The sequence below is a fragment of the Bacillus cereus group sp. MG1 genome (assembly GCF_040460035.1).
Taxonomy (GTDB): Bacteria; Bacillota; Bacilli; order Bacillales; family Bacillaceae_G; genus Bacillus_A; species Bacillus_A cereus.
The window spans coordinates 2183555-2201879 of the sequence record NZ_JARVGY010000001.1; the positions used below are offsets into that span (position 1 = coordinate 2183555).

Sequence of the window (18325 nt, forward strand, 5' to 3'; positions counted from 1 at the left end):
TATAGTAAGAAATCTTTCAAATTAAAGGAGATTATACATATGTCATTTGAACAAACGTTAGAGAAATATGCTGCTCTTGCAGTTAATGTTGGTGTTAATATTCAACCTGGACAAACTTTATCAATTAGTGCACCTCTTGAAGCTGTACAATTTGTACGCCTCGTTACAGAAAAAGCATATAAATCTGGTGCAAAACACGTATATGTAGATTGGAATGATGAGACGTTAACACGCTTAAAATTCGATCTAGCTCCTGAAGAAGCTTTCGCTGAATTTCCATCTTGGAAAGCACATGCTCGTGAAGAATTAGCAAAAGAAGGCGCTGCATTTATGTCTATCTATGCAGAAAACCCTGATTTATTAAAAGGTGTAGAACCATCGCGTATCGCAACAGCTCATAAAGTAGCTGGAGAAGCAATGAAAGTATACCGTGATTACGTACAAGCAGATAAAGTAAGCTGGTGTGTCATTTCTGTTCCTACGAAAGAATGGGCTGCGAAAGTATTCCCTGACGTAGCGCCAGAAGAACAAGAAGCCAAGTTATGGGATGCTATTTTCAAAGCTACTCGTGCTGATTTAGAAAATCCTGTAGAAGCATGGAAAGAACATGATGAAACATTACATACAAAAGTGGATTACTTAAACGAAAAGCATTATAAAGCTCTTCACTATACAGGTCCTGGAACAGATTTAACAATCGAACTTCCAGAAAAACATGTATGGGCTGGTGCTGGTAGCTTAAATGAAAAGAACGTACCATTTATGGCTAATATTCCAACTGAAGAAGTATTTACAATGCCACTTAAAACAGGTGTAAACGGCCAAGTTTCTAGTACAAAACCGTTAGTATTTGCAGGTAATATTATCGATAATTTCACGTTAACATTTGAAAACGGACGTATCGTAGACTATAAAGCTGAAGCTGGTGAAGAAGCTTTAAAACATTTAGTAGAAACAGATGAAGGTTCTCACTTCTTAGGGGAAGTAGCTTTAGTACCTCATGACTCACCAATTTCAAACACAAATGTTTTATTCTACAATACACTATTTGACGAAAATGCATCTTGCCACCTTGCGATTGGAAATGCTTACGCATTTAACTTAGTTGGCGGAAAAACAATGTCTAAAGAAGAACTTGCTGAAAACGGCGCAAACGCTAGTATTACACACAACGACTTCATGATTGGATCAGCTGAGCTTGATATTGACGGTATTACTGCTGATGGCAGACATGAGCCTATCTTCCGTAAAGGTAACTGGGCGTTTTAAATTTATTACCATAAAGAAACACATTGGATAATCCAATGTGTTTCTTTATTTATTTGGTTTCAATTCAAATTTTATTGTTCTATTTTCACGCGTAAACTCTGGTCTATACGTAGCGATATACGTATTTTCTTTCGCTACGTCAAATAGCATGATATCTTGAATTTTTTCTTCTGGTGCTAACTTTTTACTAATAAAGCTATCAGGGTTATTATATTCTTTAAATCTTGTACCTTTCTTATCGGTAATCTCAAATTCATAAAATGCAAAAGGTATTTCCTTTTTACTATTATTTTCTACTTTGAAAATAATCCCCAAAATCTCCTCTTTCTTTTTATCCTCATCATAATCCGTATATCCTAATTTAACTGAATCGATAGTTACTTGCAAACCATCTACGTCTACTGTCTCCCCTATTTTATACACTTTATCTTGAACATCTTCTTGTTTACTTTCATTACTATCTTTAGTCTCAGTGCAAGCACTTAAACTAAAAGCTATGCCAAAAATTAAAACAATTTGACTCACCTTTTTTAACATACTCTTTCCTCCACATAAGACAATATTTCATATGTATCATAACAAAATGCTTTACGCTTTCTTGTCATATTTTGTCGTATTAATTGCTAACTGCACAAATAGAAAAAAGCTATCTTCTACAAAAGATAGCTTTCATGATGCCGATGAAACCTTAAGCCCAATGACACCCAAAACAATAAAAAGAATACAAAATGCTTGAAATAAACTAATATGCTCTTTAAAAAAGTACACACTAATGATTGTAATAAGTAATGTTCCAACGCCAGACCAAATAGCATAAGCAATACTTAAATGGATCTTTTTCACAACGATGGCGAACACGCTGAAACAAATTCCATAAAACACGAAAATCAGTACACTTGGAACGAGCTTTGTTAAACCATTTGATAGTTTCATCGCAATTGTTCCAGCTACTTCAAAAATAATTGTAACAAGTAATAATAGCCAATATACCATACTAGAATCTCCTTCTCTGTTACCTTATAGAGATTCTAGTATACTACTTATAGTCCCAATGAAATATATTTAATTTCTAAATATTCCTCGATGCCGAAATGGCCTCCTTCACGGCCGATACCACTTTCTTTAAATCCACCGAATGGTGCTTGTGCAACTGATGGAAGACCGTCGTTTAGACCGATAATACCGTACTCTAACGCTTCACTAATTTGGAATGCTTGGCTAATGTCTTTCGTGAAAATATACGCAGCTAAACCGTATGGTGTATTATTTGCACGTTCGATTACTTCATCAACTGTTTTGAATTTCGCAACTGGTGCCACTGGCCCAAATGTTTCTTCATTCATACAAAGCATCGTATCATTTGCCACCCCAATTACAGTCGGTTGAATGAAATGTCCCTCTAACTCTGCGACCTTTTGACCACCATATAAAACTGTTCCACCTTTTTGAATAGCATCTTCAATATGTTCTTGTACTTTTGAAACTGCATTCTCATCAATAAGTGGCCCAACAGTCGTTCCGTCACCGAAACCGTCTCCTACTTTCAACTGCCCTACTGCCTTTTGGAACTTCTCTACAAATACTTCGTATACTTCTTCTTGAACGAATACTCGGTTTGTACATATACACGTTTGTCCTGCGTTACGGAATTTCGAACCAATTACCGCTTCTACTGCTTTATCTAAATCTGCATCATTCATTACGATAAATGGAGCGTGGCCACCTAACTCAAGCGAAACTTTTTTCATCGTTTGTGCAGCACTAGCCATTAACTCTTTCCCGATTTCCGTTGACCCTGTAAAGGACACTTTTCGAACGCGACTATCTTCCATCCATGTATCAGCAATTGCTTTTGCACTACCTGTTACGATATTGATTACGCCCTTTGGAATATCTGCTTCATGAGCTAATTCAGCTAATTTCAATGCAGTTAATGGCGTTTGACTCGCCGGTTTCACAACGGCTGTACAGCCTGCTGCAAGCGCTGGTGCTACCTTTCTCGTAATCATCGCTGCCGGGAAGTTCCAAGGTGTAATAGCTGCCATAACGCCAACTGGTTGCTTCATAACTAAAATGCGCTTATTCGGATGAGAAGCAGGAATCATTTCACCATATACACGTTTCCCCTCTTCTGCATACCATTCAACAAAACTATTTGCATAATTTACTTCACCAAGCGCTTCTGCAAACGGCTTTCCTTGTTCCTTCGTCATAATCGCTGCGATTTCTTCTTTATTTTTATCAATAAGCATGAACCACTTTTTTAACTTCGTGGCACGATCTGCTGCCGTTAACTTAGACCACGTTTTAAAAGCTTCATGTGCAGCATCAACAGCTTGCTTTGCCTCTGTTACTCCGCCCTTTGGTACAGTTGCAAATATTTCCTTCGTCGCAGGATTATTTACTTCAATTTGTTCTTGTAGTGTAATCCACTCACCATTTATATACATCGCCTTTTTATCTATACTTACGAAAGTCGCCTTTTTATCCAATGTTTTCTTCCTCCTCTATGAACTTCTTAATTTTCCTAGTAGCAGCAGATTGACTAATTTGCAAAAACTCAGCTACTTTATAACTTGATCCATACGTTTTATACGCTTTAAGAATAATATTTCTCTCTACCTCTTCCAGCATTTTATAAAGGCTTTGCCCCGATTGTTCAACTGCAGCCTCTTGCATAGAGAGTGGCAAATCCTCTACCGTTACAACATCATCGACAGTAATAACAATTCTCTCAATTACATTCTCTATTTCTCTATTGTTTCCTTCCCACGGATATCCAACAAACATTTGTAACGTACTCGGCGCTAGTTTCACATCACGTCCGTATTTTTTATTAAAATGCTGCAAGTAATGATAAATAAGCGGCAAAATATCTTCTGTTCTTTCCCTAAGCGGGGGAATTGCAATTGGAATGACATTCAAACGATAGTATAAATCTTTCCGAAATGTTCCTTGTTTCACCATCTCGCTTAAATCTCTATTTGTTGCCGCCACAATTCGGACATCCACTTTTTTTAATTCTCTTCCGCCTATAGGACGAAATGTTTTTTCTTGCAATACTTGCAAAAGCTTCGCTTGAATTTCAAGCGGCATTTCACCGATTTCATCTAAAAAAAGAGTTCCTTTATGCGCGGATTCTAATAGTCCCTTTTTCCCTTCACGATTCGCACCTGTAAAAGATCCACCTGAATATCCAAAAAGCTCTGATTCAATTAAATTAGTTGGCAATGCCGCACAATTAATTTCATAGAAACTTTCATTCTTACGGTGACTCACTTCATGTAAATGGCGTACTAATCGACTTTTCCCAACTCCAGTCTCGCCTAAAACGAGAACAGTACTATCCACTACAGATACTTTTTTGATTGTATCGACTATTTTTTGCATAGCTAGACTTTTAAAAATAAGTCCTTCATGCTCATATGTTTCTCTTAATTCTTTTTTATATGTTTTTAGCTGATTATCCATTTCCTCTACCTTTTGACGTAATTGATAGAGTTTAGTAAGGTCCCGAGAATAACTAATCACTCTTCTTAAATTTCCCTCATCATCAAAAACAGGCCTTGTACGAACGTGTAAATACTCTCCTGATTTTGTAGTTTGAACGAGTTCAATTGGCCTCTTTTTTTCAATCACTTCTAATGTCGCTGATGGATAAAAGATTCCATCCTTTTGTAGTTCTTTTACATGCTTACCAACTAACTCTTCGGCAGCTAGTTGGTAGTGCCTTTCACATGTACTATTTACACGCACAACGATCCCTTGCTCATCTGTAACAAAAATTTCGTCAAACGCATATTCAAATACATCTTTTAAATCCATTAACACTCGTTCCTTTTCTGCAACCATCCTAGCCACCCCTAACTTCAAATCCATCGATCCACTTCACTACCTTTATTATAAAGTGAATTTTCTGCATTTAATATAGAGTCAGCTAGAATGTTTGCTATTTATACTTCATTTTTTAAACGCGAGCGATGTTTGTTTGCTCATAACAAGCTTGCAATGATTCTTCAATTATTGTTAAACCTTCTTCAAGTTGCTCATCTGTAATAACTAAAGGCATTAACACACGGATAACATTTCCATATGTTCCTGCTGATAATAACAGTAACCCACGCTTATTTGCCTCTGCACATAGATTAGCCGTTAACGTTTTGTCAGGTGCTTTCGTCTTACGATCTTGAACGACCTCAAATGCACACATTGCACCTAACCCACGCACATCGCCGATGCAATGATATTTATTTTTCATCTCTTCGAATCGGTTCATTACGACTTTTCCTAATTCTATCGCTCTATCATTTAATTTCTCATTTTCTATTACATCGAGAACAGCTAATGCAGCCGCACATCCTAATGGACTTCCTGCATACGTTCCACCAAGTTCACCTGGTGCAGACTCATTCATAATTTCTTTACGTCCAATGACACCACTTATCGGTACACCAGCACCTAATGATTTAGACACTGTAATTAAATCTGGAACGACATTATAGTGATCAATTGCAAAATATTTTCCTGTACGACTAAAGCCTGTTTGTATTTCATCCGCTACAAATAAGATGCCGTTCTCTGAACAAATGCGGCGTACTTCTTGAACAAATTTCTTACTTGGGACGATAAATCCACCTTCCCCTTGAACAGGCTCCATTACAACAGCTGCAATTGTTTCTGGTGCTACTTCCGATATGAAGAAGTTCTTAAACTCTTCAATAATAAAATCATCATATTGCTCTTCCGTTAATCCCTCTGGGCGACGGTATTCGTATGGAAATGGCGCTTTATATACTTCTGGAGCAAAGGGACCAAACCCAAATTTATATGGCTTCACTTTACTTGTCATCGTCATTGTCATTAATGTACGCCCGTGGAAACCTTTAGAAAATGCGATAATACCAGGTCTCTTCGTATATTTACGAGCGATCTTCACCGCGTTCTCAACTGCTTCTGCACCACTATTTAAAAAGAGGACTTGCTTATCGAAACTTCCTGGTGCCAATGCCGCAAGCTTTTCCGCTAATTCAATATATGGCTCATACATCATGACATTAAATCCAGTATGAATGTATTGATCGACTTGTTTATGGAGCGCTTCTTTAACCGCTGGATGACAATGCCCTACGTTAATTGTCCCGATTGCTCCTGCAAAATCAATGTACTGATTACCATCAACATCTGTTACAAGAGCACCATTTGCAGATTGTACAAACGTTGGGATGCCGTTACTTACTCCTTTTGGTACTATATTTTGACGGCGTTCTAATAAAGATGCCGCTTTCGGTCCTGGAATTTGTTCATTTACTTTAGCAAATTTTTTTGTGTTCATTGCGTACCCCATCCTTTTCTTTACATTGTTTTCTCTTTTTATTGCAAAATGTATGCCAACTTTCTTTTCTAGCATTTATCCTATATTCTTTGTATCCAGGCATAAAAAATAAGTCTATAAAGACTCATTAAGAGTCTTTATAGACTTATTTTCCTTACACATTAGACTTTTCTTTCTCCCAGAAAAACTCACCCGATTGAGAAATAAACTCTCCAACAGAATCTAACACTAAATCAGCAAGTGGTTCTAATGTTGGACGGTCTCCCGTACCAGATAGCACCCCAATTGCATAGCAATCGCCATTTTTGGCTAAATGTAAATCAGTTGGCGTATCTCCAACAACCGCAACCTCACATGATGCTAAATTAAATTTTTCACAAAACACTTCTATAATCTTTTTATCTGGTTTTTGCGCAGGGAATGTATCCGAGGCTATAATATAATCAAAAAAGTTCTCCAACTTATATTGTTTTAAAAATAATTCTGTTGGTGCGAAATCATCCGCCGTGACAACCCCTAATATAAATCCTTTATCTTTTAATGCCTGTAACACTTTCGGTAAATCTGCTGTCATTTTCATATGCGAACGATGCTCATACATAAGGGAAAATAACTTCTCACTTACCCAATGATGCATCTCTTCTTCTCTAGCAGACTCAATATAATTACAAAGCCCCTTCGCTACATCAAGGCTTGTTCCAGCAGCTATTGCACTCCTCGGATTAACAAATGCTCCCTCTACACCAATCTCTTCTAATAAGGTCTGCCGCATTGTACTTGGTAAATGATATAAACTTATACATTCAGCTACAAGTTCTTCAGCTACTTTTATCCATATTGAATGAAAATCCATTAATGTCCCATCTTTATCAAATAATATCGCCTTTACCTTCTCCATAGCACCCTACCTCTCATTTCTTATCTCTTCCAGTGTATCAATAAAGTATGGATGTAAAATAAAAGAATTGTAAAAATACCATAAAAATCAAACTAACTCCCAATTTACAATTCATTTTAACAAAGTAAAAAGGATGCCTTTACAGGGCATCCTCTTGATGTTCAGGAACAAATAGTTCTAAACAATGATATATATTTTCGAATTCCATCGGTGCATCTCCACCATACTCACCATCTAAATTAATCATTAGTTTATCTGGTGAATGTACTTTAATTCGGTTCGCTTGTGTATATAACACTTTTGGATTATTAATATGTTCACCACGTTGTGCTTGTGTTGCTGCTTTAATTAAATCAGCGATAGAACCTTTTTTCAGTACTAATAGGTCAAATAACCCATCGTTAATAGATGCATACGGTGCTACCTTTTCAAATCCACCTACTGAACGGGTATTCGTAATTAAAAACATCGTAATTTCTTCTTGTAGTAACTTTCCATCATACTCAATTTCAACATATGTCGGATGCAATGATGGTAACATCTCGATACCTTTTAGGTAATAAGCAAGTTGTCCTAATACTGTCTTTAACTTACTCGGTACTTCGTATGTTAATTCTGTAATACGACCGCCACCAGCGATGTTAATAAAATATGTATCGTTCGCTCTACCAAGGTCTAATGGCACTGTTTTTCCTTCGCAAATAATATCTGCTGCCTCTTCAATAGAACGAGGTACACCAATTGCACGTGCAAAGTCATTTGTCGTTCCAACTGGAATAATTCCAAATTTCGGACGGAATTCATGCCCAACTAAACCGTTTACTACTTCATTTAATGTACCGTCGCCACCAGCCGCAATAACAACATCAAACTTACGATCCGCAGCTTGCCTCGCCGCCACAGTAGCGTCTCCAGGACCCGTTGTCGCATGACAAGATGTCTCATAGCCAGCTTGTTCTAATTTTTGTAATACTTCTGGTAAGCTCTTCTTAAATAGCTCACGCCCCGAAGTAGGATTATAAATAATTCTTGCTCGCTTCATCATTTATTAGCACAGGAAATTTCTTTATGTATCGAAAAAGAACATACTGAACTTCTATTCAGTATTCCCATGCCTACCTCCTCTCATCTTGCTATCCTTCTTTTATCCCGCTCAAACAGGCAGTAAGAACCCGATTCGTGTAGTCCATCAAAAGTAAATATTCATTTCAATGGTTTTTTATTTGACTTCAAAATTTATCCCGCTATTTGCGGGCAGTAAATGCCCGATTGGTGAGGGCTAATAATCAATGGTGGATGAACCTCCTACTGATTAAAGTTTCACTTTATTTCTATCCATTCTTCCATAAAAATTTACATATAACGAATAATAACTATCTATTATTTCATGAGATGAAAAAAACCTCTATGTTTAGATTTATCATTATTCCCACCTTTTTGCAACTATCATACCATAGTTGCTATACAAACATTTTTCCACTTTTGACAGTTAATCAAACGTTTGTTTAAACGATTTTGTCTCATTTAAACAAACGTTTGATTAACCTAGAAAAACACCCATGTACGGGTGTTTTTCTGCTTAATCTTTAAAAGTCACTACTATTATCGCTTATTAATCTCTTCAAGTAAGATTTTGTTAACAAGTGGTGGATTTGCTTGTCCTTTTGTAGCTTTCATAATTTGACCAACTAAGAAGCCAATTGCACGGTCTTTACCGTTTTTAAAGTCTTCGATAGATTGCTCATTATTATCAAGAATTTCTGTTACAACTTTACGAAGTGTACCCTCGTCAGAAATTTGAACAAGACCTTTCGCTTTAACGATTTCTTCTGGGTCTCCACCTTTTTCAATTAATTCGTTAAATACTTTCTTCGCGATTTTAGAAGAAATTGTACCTTTTTCAATTAATTGAACCATTTTAGATAAACCAGCAGGCGTTAATGCAACGTCTTTTAATTCTTTTTGTTGTTTGTTTAAGTATGCAAGTACTTCACCCATTAACCAGTTCGATGTTAATTTCGCATCAGCACCGTCTGCAACAGTTGCTTCAAAGAAATCAGACATCTCTTTCGTTAATGTTAACACGTGTGCATCATAAGCTGGTAAGCCTAATTCTGCAACGTAGCGAGCTTTACGTGCATCTGGAAGTTCTGGAATAGAAGCTCGAACTGCTTCTTTCCACTCATCATCGATGTAAAGTTCAACTAAGTCTGGCTCCGGGAAGTAACGGTAATCGTCAGATCCTTCTTTCACACGCATTAAGATTGTTTTCTTTGTTGCTTCATCATAACGACGTGTTTCTTGTTGGATGATGCCACCAGATAACAGTTCTTTTTCTTGGCGCACTTGCTCATGCTCAAGACCTTTTTGTACGTAAGTGAATGAGTTTAAGTTTTTCAGTTCCGCTTTTGTACCGAACTTCTCTTGTCCAACTGGACGAAGGGAAATGTTCGCATCACAACGTAAGGAACCTTCTTCCATCTTACAATCAGATACACCAGTGTATTGAATGATTGATTTTAACTTCTCTAAGTATGCATATGCTTCTTCTGGCGTACGCATATCTGGCTCAGATACGATCTCGATTAAAGGCATACCTTGACGGTTGTAGTCTACTAATGAACCATCAGCTGTATGCGTTGATTTACCAGCATCTTCTTCTAAATGAAGACGTGTAATACCGATACGTTTCTTTTTACCGTCTACTTCGATTTCAATCCAACCATTTTCACCAATTGGCTTATCAAATTGAGAGATTTGGTAAGCTTTCGGGTTATCTGGATAGAAATAGTTTTTACGGTCAAACTTCGTTTCCGTTGCGATTTCACAGTTTAATGCCATTGCAGCTTTCATTGCAAAGTTAACTGCTTCTTTATTTAAAGTAGGAAGTACCCCTGGGTATCCTAAGTCAATTACACTTGTTTGTGTATTTGGCTCCGCTCCGAATTCTGTTGGACTCGCAGAGAAAATTTTCGAATTTGTTTTTAACTCAACGTGAACCTCTAAACCAATAATTGTTTCTAAATTCATCTATGCTCGCCTCCTTACAGACTTGCTTTTTTTGTATGATAGTCTGTTGCTTGCTCAAACGCATGTGCAACGCGGTAAATTGTCGCTTCATCGAAGTGTTTACCAATGATTTGTAGACCAAGTGGCATGTTGTTAGCACCGAATCCACATGGAACAGAAATCGCTGGAACACCCGCTAAGTTTACTGGGATTGTTAAAATGTCATTTGCATACATTGTCATTGGATCATCAACTTTTTCGCCCACTTTAAATGCCGGAGTTGGCGTTGTTGGTCCAATAATAACATCATAGTTAGCAAATACATTTTCAAAGTCGTTTTTAATTAATGTACGTACTTGTTGTGCTTTCTTGTAATATGCATCATAGTAACCAGAGCTAAGCGCAAATGTACCAAGCATAATACGACGTTTAACTTCATCACCGAAACCTTCACTACGTGTGTTTTTGTAAAGATCTAATAAGTTATTTACATTATCAGAACGAACACCGTAACGCACGCCATCAAAGCGTGAAAGGTTCGCAGATGCTTCAGAAGAAGATAGTAAGTAATACGTTGCTAGAGCGTATTTAGAGTGTGGAAGCGATACTTCCTCCCAAGTTGCGCCCATACCTTCTAATACTTTTAAAGCAGCTAGTACTGACTCACGAGCTTCTTCGCCAACACCTTCGCCTAAGTATTCTTTCGGTACAGCAATGCGTAAACCTTTAACATCGCCTGTTAAACCAGCTAAATAGTTTCCAACTTCAACGTTTGCAGAAGTTGCATCCATGCGGTCAATACCTGAAATAGCTTGTAATAAGTATGCATTGTCTTCTACTGTACGTGTAATCGGTCCGATTTGGTCAAGTGAAGATGCGAATGCTACTAATCCGTAACGAGATACGCGTCCATAAGTTGGTTTTAAACCTACAACACCGCAATATGCAGCTGGCTGACGGATAGAACCACCCGTATCAGAACCTAGAGAGAATAGTACTTCTCCTGCTGCTACAGCTGCTGCAGAACCACCACTAGATCCGCCCGGAACGTAATCTAAGTTCCATGGGTTTTTCGTAGCGTAGAATCCTGAGTTTTCATTTGAAGAACCCATTGCGAACTCGTCCATGTTTAATTTACCGATTGTAATTGTGTCAGCAGCTTTTAGCTTTTGCACAACTGTCGCATCATAAATTGGATCGAAGTTTGCTAACATTTTGCTCGCACAAGTTGTACGAAGACCGTTAGTTACAATGTTATCTTTTACACCAATTGGCATACCGAATAATAAACCATTATCTTCAGCGCCGATTTTTGCATCTAATTCTTTCGCTTTTGCGCGTGCATTTTCTTCATCTAATGTAAGAAAAGCTTTTACGTTATCTTCAACATCCGCAATACGTTTGTAAGATTCTTCTACTAAATCCGTAACGGAAATTTCTTTGTTGTTTAACTTCTTATGTAACTCTGATACTGAATGATCAAATAATGACATCGAAATTCCCCTCCTCTATTCTAATACTGCTGGAACACGGATTTGATTATCTTTGTGATCCGGTGCATTTTTTAATACTTCTTCGACTGGTAAACCTTTTTCTGGTACATCTTCACGCATAACATTTTTCATAGTTAATACATGAGTTGTTGGTTTTACATCTGTTGTATCTAATTCATTTAACTGTTCTGCAAATGTAACAATTGCATCTAGTTGTTTTTGAAATTTTTCTGCTTCTTGATCAGTAATTGCAAGACGTGCTAAATGTGCTACGTGCTTTACATTCTCAACGGAAATTCTTGACACGGCTAGGCCACCTCCATAATATATCGTTCAATCTACAATACTATTGATGATACCAAATTTTCAGTACTTCAAGCAAGTCAACACAGAGTACTTACGCCATTTTTACATAAAAAAAGAAAGGCAAATGCCTTTCTTTACAATTTACTCTTTATCTAACGGTTTATTTTTCGGAAATCTCTCGTTATCTTCTTCATTATCACGAATTGTTTTTTGTAATACAAAACAAGACATCGTTAAAAATAATGTTCCAATTAAATAGTATCCTTTTACACTAAGCGTTTCATCTAACGTATAAATCCCAATTAGCATACCTGAAATCGCACAAACAAATGAAGTCCATGCTAAAAACGTGAACGCTTGCGTATTACGTCTTCTCATCGTTCTCCCCCTCGTTAGCTGCATACCCATTATAGATAAGTATATTTACCATGATGGATTTTTATGTAAATTCTCGTTTTATATTTATAAATCTATCATAAAAGAATACTATTTTAAAGAAAGTTTTCTGCCTAATCTGAAAAAACAATTAAAATCATTGACAATTATTTCTATTCTACATAAAATAAAAATAAATATTACGAACCTCGAAATATACGGGAGTGGAATTAATTGTTGCAATATGAACATTTTTTAGACTTACTGCTAGATAACGCCAAGAAACTTTTCTATCCTGAAGAATGGGTAAGCCTAGATTTAACACTTTCTAAAACAGAAGTATTTTGTTTACTTTGGATGGAACGAAATACAGATATTACAATGACGAAAATTGCTGATCTTCTTGATATACCGATGAGTACAACAACGGGCGTTGTAAATCGCCTTGTAAAAAAGGGATATATTGAACGCTACCGTGATGAAAATGACCGACGTATTGTATTAATTCGGTTAACAGAAAACGGCGTAATGCTCGTTCAAGAAGTAAAACAAAATGCGGCCCATTACTTTAGCTTAGTAACAGAAGCATTATCAGAAGAAGAAAAAGCATTCTTACTACAAATCTTCCAAAAAATCATGAATCACATCGCTACGTCACAGCAAAAAACAGAAGAAAAGATTTCTACACCTAAAATGAAAAACATTCCGATTGAATAAAACCCTATCTGGGTTTTTATTCAACCATTTACTTCGACACTCGTAATATTCGACATTCGAAACAAAGGGGATATGAATGATGAGAATTATCTTGTATACAGGTAAAGGCGGCGTAGGAAAAACTAGCATTTCAGCAGCAACAGCAATTCAAAGTGCGAAACAAGAATTAAAAACATTAGTAATGAGCACAGATCCTGCTCATAGTTTAGGAGATTCATTTGGTATAAAGCTATCTTCTGAACCACTAGAAATTCGTGAAAATTTGTGGGCACAAGAAATTAATACGATTTATGAAATGGAAAAAGGCTGGGGAAAATTACAGAAATATATTACACTACTCTTCACTTCTAAAGCAGCTGATGATATTACAACAGAAGAATTAACGATGTTTCCCGGTATGGAAGATTTAATTAGCCTACTTCGCGTACTCGATTATTATAAGCAAGACACATATGATGTTATCATTATTGATTGTGCCCCTACAGGAGAAACATTAGCAATGCTAAGCTTTCCAGACATGCTCGGCTGGTGGATGGAAAAATTATTTCCTATTAAAAGAAAAGTTTTAAAAGTCGTTCGTCCTGTAGCTCAACCACTCCTTGGTGTCCCTCTTCCAACCGACGATATTATGGACGAATTAACAAGTACACTTGAACAGCTCGGAGAAATGAGAGATATTTTATCAAATCGAGAAGTAACAAGTATCCGCATCGTTGTAAATCCTGAAAAAATGGTCATTAAAGAAGCCCAGCGCAGCTTTACTTATTTGAATTTATACGATTATAACGTAGATGCCATTATGATTAACCGCGTCATCCCTAACACTGTCACCGATCCTTATTTTCAGGCATGGAAAGATACACAGAAGAAATATAAAACATTAATTAAAGATAGTTTTCAACCCCTTCCTATTTACGAAGCTCCAATGTTTGAACAAGAAGTTGTTGGTTTGTCTATGTTAGAACGTGTAGGAGATTCTTTATTTAAAACTGATCATTCCCCTACAGAAGTAAAATTTAACGGGCGCACTCAATATGTAAAAAAGGATGGCGATGAGTATATTTTCGTTCTGTCCATTCCCTTCTCAAACAAAAGTGAACTTTCCTTAAATCAAAAAGGTGATGAACTTATTATTCGAGCGGGTTCTGTTAAACGGAACATCACGTTACCAAAAACATTAACACACCTTTCTATTCAAGGAGCAAAATTTGAAGAAGATGTACTAAATATTCGGTTTGGAGGTGTAGTACATGCATGAGGAATTACTACGAAGGGTAATTCGTACAAAAGTAAAAGTCGGGATGCATATATTAGAAGAGCTACCTAATCCAATCCAACAATCAGCTAAGCAAATATTAAATATTTTACAAGAGGAACTAGCTGCTTATCTGAAAGAACGAGAGCATCATGAAGTTAATTTAAAAAATATCATAATTGAATAACCATCTCTGTATAGAGGGCCTTTTTTTAGGCTTTCTATACTTTATTGGAGTGATGTAAATTGATGAAAAAACATTCCACTACTATATTCTGGATCATTCCCTTATTATTTTTCATTCATAACCTTGAAGAAGCTTTCCAAATGCCACAATACCTTGCTAATCAATTTTCAATCCGTCTTATAACTAGCCAACAATTTTTCATCGCCATTTCCGTATTAACAATCTTTGTATTACTTATCGTCTTTCTATATCAACTTAACTTCTTGTCTTCTATATGCTGGATTATTTTTATACAAGGGGCCATCTTCTTCAACTCTGTTCAACATATTATTTTGTTTTTCATTTATCGCTCTTATAACCCCGGCGTAATATCAGCATTTTTCATTACTCTCTTTTCTATTTTCTTTTTTTTATCAAAAAAACACTTAATTCATCCAAAGCAATTCGTAATTACACTCCTTTTCAGCTTATTTTCTTATCCCATTATAATTTGGATCACCTTACTGTTCGCTAGCTACTTTCATTCATAAAAAAAGACCAGGAAAATTCCTGGTCTATCACTCTACTTAACAAACATTGGATTCTATGTTATACAAAATTGGAAGGTACAGAATTAGGGTTTGTTTGTTAAGTTTATATGTTGAACGAACTAACAGCGGAGGGGTTCCTTCTGTTAGTCCATTAAACCCAATGATTATTTTACGATTTTTTCAAGCTCATCAAGTGAAAGATCTACTGAAATGGAACCATCATTTGTTTCTTTCTTAATTGCGTCTGTTACTTCTTTTGAATGATATAGTTCAATTACTTTTTTCAATGTTGGATCATCTTTATCTTTCTTACGAGCTGCAAAAATATTAATATATGGCTTTGCATTTTCATTCTTTGGATCTTCTAAGAAAATAGGATCCTTCGCTGGATCTAATCCAGCTTGACCAGCAACACCGTTATTAATAACTGATGCCGCTACATCTTTTAACACACGAGGTGTTTGCTGTGCGATAACCGGTGTAATTTTTAATTTCTTCGGATTTTCAGCAATACCACTTGGATCTCCAAATAGACCAAAGTCTTTTTTAAGCTTTAATAATCCAGCTGCATCAAGAAGTTTTAATGCCCGTGCTTGGTTCGTTGGATCGTTTGGAATTGCAATTTCTGAACCATCTGGGATTTCATTTGCTTTCTTATATTTTTCAGAGTATAAACCCATTGGCGCAATTTGCGTTGTACCAACAGCTGTAATATCTAACTTATGCTCTTTTTTAAATTGCTCTAAGAAAGCAATATGCTGGAATGAGTTTAATTCAATATCTCCATCAGCTAACGCTTTATTTGGCGTTGTGTAATCAGAGAACTCGACCAGTTTAATCTTAATCCCTTCTTTTTCAGCTTTTTTCTTCAAAATTTCCCAAGCGTCTCCATCCGTTCCAGTTACACCGACGCGAACTACTTTTTCTTTCGCTCCTGCACCCGTGTCTCCACTTGAGCAGCCGCTTAATGCTGAGACTCCTACAATCGCTGATAATGCAAATGCTAAAATTTTCTTCATTTTCTTTTCCTCTCTTCCTTTTTATGATCTGCGTAACAAGACTTTCGCAAAGTAGTTTCCTAAATTTTGAGCTATCTGTACGAGAATGATAAGTAACACGACCGTTACGAACATAACTGATGTATCAAAACGTTGATAACCATATGTCATTGCCAAGTCACCAAGACCGCCACCACCGACAAGCCCAGCAACTGCAGAGAATTCAATTAAACCAACTGTCATAAATGTGACACCTAAGATTAATGGTGCTAACGCTTCTGGTACAAGGATTTCAAAAACAATTCTAATTGGTGAGGCGCCCATTGCTTGCGCTGCTTCAATTACTCCTTTCGGAACGGAAACAAGGTTTGTTTCAACCATTCTAGCAATACCAATTGATGCGACTAACGTCATCGGGAAAATTGCCGCTGCTGTTCCAATCGTCGTTCCGATAACACTTCTTGTTAGTGGACTTAAGGCTACTAACAAGATAATGAATGGTACCGGACGAATTGTATTAATTATGATGTTAAGAATAGAAAAGACCCATTTATTTTCTAAAAAGTTTCCTTTTCTCGTTACATATAAAAGTAAACCTAGAGGTATACCCAGAATTGTAGCGAATATAAGGGTTACAATTACCATTAAGAGGGTATCCCCCGTCGCATCTAGTATGCGCGGCCAAAATATACTCCAATCAACTCGCATGAGCTTCTACCTCCTTCAGCTGCACTTGCAGTCTTAGATGTTGTAATGCTTTTTGAATTTCCCTCTGCTCACCTTGCAACTCTACAAGAAGATTTCCAAATAGCACATTTTGAAGTTCAATAATATTTCCGTACAGTACATTTACATCGACGTTATAGTTTTTTGCGATATATGATAGTACCGGCTGTCCTGTCTCCTCACCAGTAAATGTTAGACGATAAATTTGACCACCATTTTGAATTTTCGCTAGAACACTTTCCGGTAAATGATCATTAATGACAGAACGTACAAAGTTTTGAGTCGTCTTTGTTTTTGGTTGCGTGAAAACATCAAACAGTTTTCCTTCTTCAATAACTTTCCCCTTCTCCATTACAGCTACACGGTGACAAATTTCTTTCACAACATGCATTTCATGTGTAATAAGAAGAATTGTTAAATTGTATTCTCGATTTACTTTCTTTAATAAGTTTAGAATTTCTGTCGTCGTTTCTGGATCTAAGGCTGATGTTGCCTCATCACATATAAGAATATCTGGCGATGTCGCAAGTGCTCTAGCAATGCCCACACGCTGCTTTTGCCCACCTGATAGCTGCTCTGGATAATAGTTTGCTTTATCTTCTAACCCTACAAACTTCAGCAGTTCATTTACTCTTTCTTTTATCTCATTCTTTGGTACTTTCGCTAACTTTAATGGATAAGCAATATTTCCAAATACTGTTCTTGAATTAAATAAATTAAAACTTTGAAAAATCATTCCGATTCTTTGTCTTAGTTTACGCAATTCTTTCGTCGATAATGATGTAATATCTTTATCATCTATTGAAATCGTTCCTGCCGTCGGTCTCTCTAACATATTTACTAAGCGTAATAACGTACTCTTTCCAGCGCCACTAAAACCGATAATGCCAAAAATTTCGCCTTTCTCAACTGATAATGTTACATCCTCCACCGCATGAACAGATTGGCCAGCTGATTCATACACTTTACTTACATTGGTAAAAGAAATCATTTTTTTCCCTCCTATATGCTGTAAAAACTTGAAGCAGAGCTTTCGAGGTAAAATAAAAAGTGCCCTCCTTCTTATCAACCATAAAGATAAGAAGGAGAGCACTTATATGTACTCGTTCACATCTTCTCATCTTCCAAGCCTTTATATGGCTTGCTGGAGTTAGCACGGTATTAAAAAAACCCGTTGCTGAGGTATCGTAGGGCCAGTCCCTCCACCTCTCTGGATAAGAATGTATCGAT

19 protein-coding genes and 1 riboswitch are annotated in these 18325 nt (G+C 36.6%); of the genes, 5 read left to right on the plus strand and 14 right to left on the minus strand.

The window, feature by feature from the left end:
* Nucleotides 1-39 precede the first annotated feature (39 nt).
* On the plus strand, nt 40-1269 hold the full coding sequence (locus QCI79_RS11245; protein WP_000007357.1) for an aminopeptidase: 1230 nt from the start codon (nt 40-42) through the stop codon (nt 1267-1269).
* A gap of 45 nt (nt 1270-1314) precedes the next feature.
* Here the strand turns inward: QCI79_RS11245 and QCI79_RS11250 are convergent, their stop codons facing one another.
* The 11 genes from QCI79_RS11250 to QCI79_RS11300 form a co-directional block, all read right to left on the minus strand.
* A complete protein-coding gene (locus tag QCI79_RS11250) occupies nt 1315-1806 on the minus strand; it encodes a DUF4352 domain-containing protein (RefSeq protein WP_000915111.1) in 492 nt (163 codons plus the stop codon).
* 132 nt (nt 1807-1938) lie between these two features.
* Nucleotides 1939-2262 carry a DMT family transporter gene (locus tag QCI79_RS11255; protein ID WP_000263262.1) on the minus strand — a complete coding sequence of 108 codons (324 nt, stop codon included), beginning with the start codon at nt 2260-2262 and terminating at the stop codon, nt 1939-1941.
* Between the two features lie 47 nt (nt 2263-2309).
* Nucleotides 2310-3761 carry an NADP-dependent succinate-semialdehyde dehydrogenase gene (gene gabD, locus QCI79_RS11260; RefSeq protein ID WP_000358128.1) on the minus strand — a complete coding sequence of 484 codons (1452 nt, stop codon included), beginning with the start codon at nt 3759-3761 and terminating at the stop codon, nt 2310-2312.
* Nucleotides 3754-5121, minus strand: coding sequence for a sigma-54 interaction domain-containing protein (locus tag QCI79_RS11265; RefSeq protein WP_021728767.1), 1368 nt, complete (start codon nt 5119-5121; stop codon nt 3754-3756). The genes gabD and QCI79_RS11265 overlap by 8 nt, the downstream gene beginning before the upstream one ends.
* Before the next feature lie 115 nt (nt 5122-5236).
* A complete protein-coding gene (gene gabT / locus QCI79_RS11270; RefSeq protein ID WP_001093008.1) occupies nt 5237-6601 on the minus strand; it encodes a 4-aminobutyrate--2-oxoglutarate transaminase in 1365 nt (454 codons plus the stop codon).
* A 154-nt stretch (nt 6602-6755) separates the two neighbouring features.
* On the minus strand, nt 6756-7499 hold the full coding sequence (locus QCI79_RS11275) for an HAD family hydrolase (RefSeq protein ID WP_000416667.1): 744 nt from the start codon (nt 7497-7499) through the stop codon (nt 6756-6758).
* Nucleotides 7500-7638: 139 nt separating this feature from the next.
* Nucleotides 7639-8544, minus strand: a complete 906-nt coding sequence (locus tag QCI79_RS11280) for a diacylglycerol kinase (protein WP_000977679.1) — start codon at nt 8542-8544, stop codon at nt 7639-7641.
* A gap of 557 nt (nt 8545-9101) precedes the next feature.
* The gene (gene gatB / locus QCI79_RS11285) at nt 9102-10529 is read right to left on the minus strand and encodes an Asp-tRNA(Asn)/Glu-tRNA(Gln) amidotransferase subunit GatB (RefSeq protein WP_001047685.1); all 1428 of its coding nucleotides are present in this window, start codon (nt 10527-10529) and stop codon (nt 9102-9104) included.
* Between the two features lie 14 nt (nt 10530-10543).
* Nucleotides 10544-12001 (minus strand): Asp-tRNA(Asn)/Glu-tRNA(Gln) amidotransferase subunit GatA, encoded by a 1458-nt coding sequence (gene gatA, locus QCI79_RS11290; RefSeq protein WP_000051441.1) that lies wholly within the window; start codon nt 11999-12001, stop codon nt 10544-10546.
* A gap of 15 nt (nt 12002-12016) precedes the next feature.
* Entirely contained in the window at nt 12017-12307 is a 291-nt protein-coding gene (gatC, locus tag QCI79_RS11295) for an Asp-tRNA(Asn)/Glu-tRNA(Gln) amidotransferase subunit GatC (protein WP_000086999.1), read from the minus strand.
* Nucleotides 12308-12448: 141 nt separating this feature from the next.
* The gene (locus tag QCI79_RS11300) at nt 12449-12685 is read right to left on the minus strand and encodes a YiaA/YiaB family inner membrane protein (RefSeq protein WP_001254391.1); all 237 of its coding nucleotides are present in this window, start codon (nt 12683-12685) and stop codon (nt 12449-12451) included.
* Between the two features lie 231 nt (nt 12686-12916).
* Between QCI79_RS11300 and QCI79_RS11305 the strand changes: the two genes are divergently transcribed.
* The 4 genes from QCI79_RS11305 to QCI79_RS11320 all read left to right on the plus strand — a co-directional run bounded on the left by QCI79_RS11305 (nt 12917) and on the right by QCI79_RS11320 (nt 15371).
* Nucleotides 12917-13399, plus strand: coding sequence for a MarR family winged helix-turn-helix transcriptional regulator (locus QCI79_RS11305; protein WP_000942481.1), 483 nt, complete (start codon nt 12917-12919; stop codon nt 13397-13399).
* Nucleotides 13400-13475: 76 nt separating this feature from the next.
* Entirely contained in the window at nt 13476-14657 is a 1182-nt protein-coding gene (locus tag QCI79_RS11310) for an ArsA family ATPase (protein WP_021728766.1), read from the plus strand.
* Nucleotides 14650-14841: a DUF3926 domain-containing protein gene (locus QCI79_RS11315; RefSeq protein ID WP_000544105.1), complete on the plus strand. Its 192-nt coding sequence runs from the start codon at nt 14650-14652 to the stop codon at nt 14839-14841. Before QCI79_RS11310 ends, QCI79_RS11315 begins: the two co-directional genes overlap by 8 nt.
* Before the next feature lie 62 nt (nt 14842-14903).
* Nucleotides 14904-15371 (plus strand): HXXEE domain-containing protein, encoded by a 468-nt coding sequence (locus QCI79_RS11320; protein WP_001986283.1) that lies wholly within the window; start codon nt 14904-14906, stop codon nt 15369-15371.
* 164 nt (nt 15372-15535) lie between these two features.
* On the opposite strand, the gene QCI79_RS11325 is transcribed toward QCI79_RS11320, so the two are convergent.
* The 3 genes from QCI79_RS11325 to QCI79_RS11335 are packed head-to-tail and all read right to left on the minus strand — an operon-like array spanning nt 15536 to nt 18086.
* A complete protein-coding gene (locus QCI79_RS11325; protein WP_000721594.1) occupies nt 15536-16390 on the minus strand; it encodes a MetQ/NlpA family ABC transporter substrate-binding protein in 855 nt (284 codons plus the stop codon).
* Between the two features lie 21 nt (nt 16391-16411).
* Complete coding sequence (locus QCI79_RS11330) at nt 16412-17077, minus strand: methionine ABC transporter permease (RefSeq protein WP_021728764.1); 666 nt, start codon at nt 17075-17077, stop codon at nt 16412-16414.
* On the minus strand, nt 17067-18086 hold the full coding sequence (locus QCI79_RS11335) for a methionine ABC transporter ATP-binding protein (protein WP_000623013.1): 1020 nt from the start codon (nt 18084-18086) through the stop codon (nt 17067-17069). Before QCI79_RS11335 ends, QCI79_RS11330 begins: the two co-directional genes overlap by 11 nt.
* 123 nt (nt 18087-18209) lie before the next feature.
* A riboswitch (SAM riboswitch) is annotated at nt 18210-18316 on the minus strand.
* Nucleotides 18317-18325 lie beyond the last annotated feature (9 nt).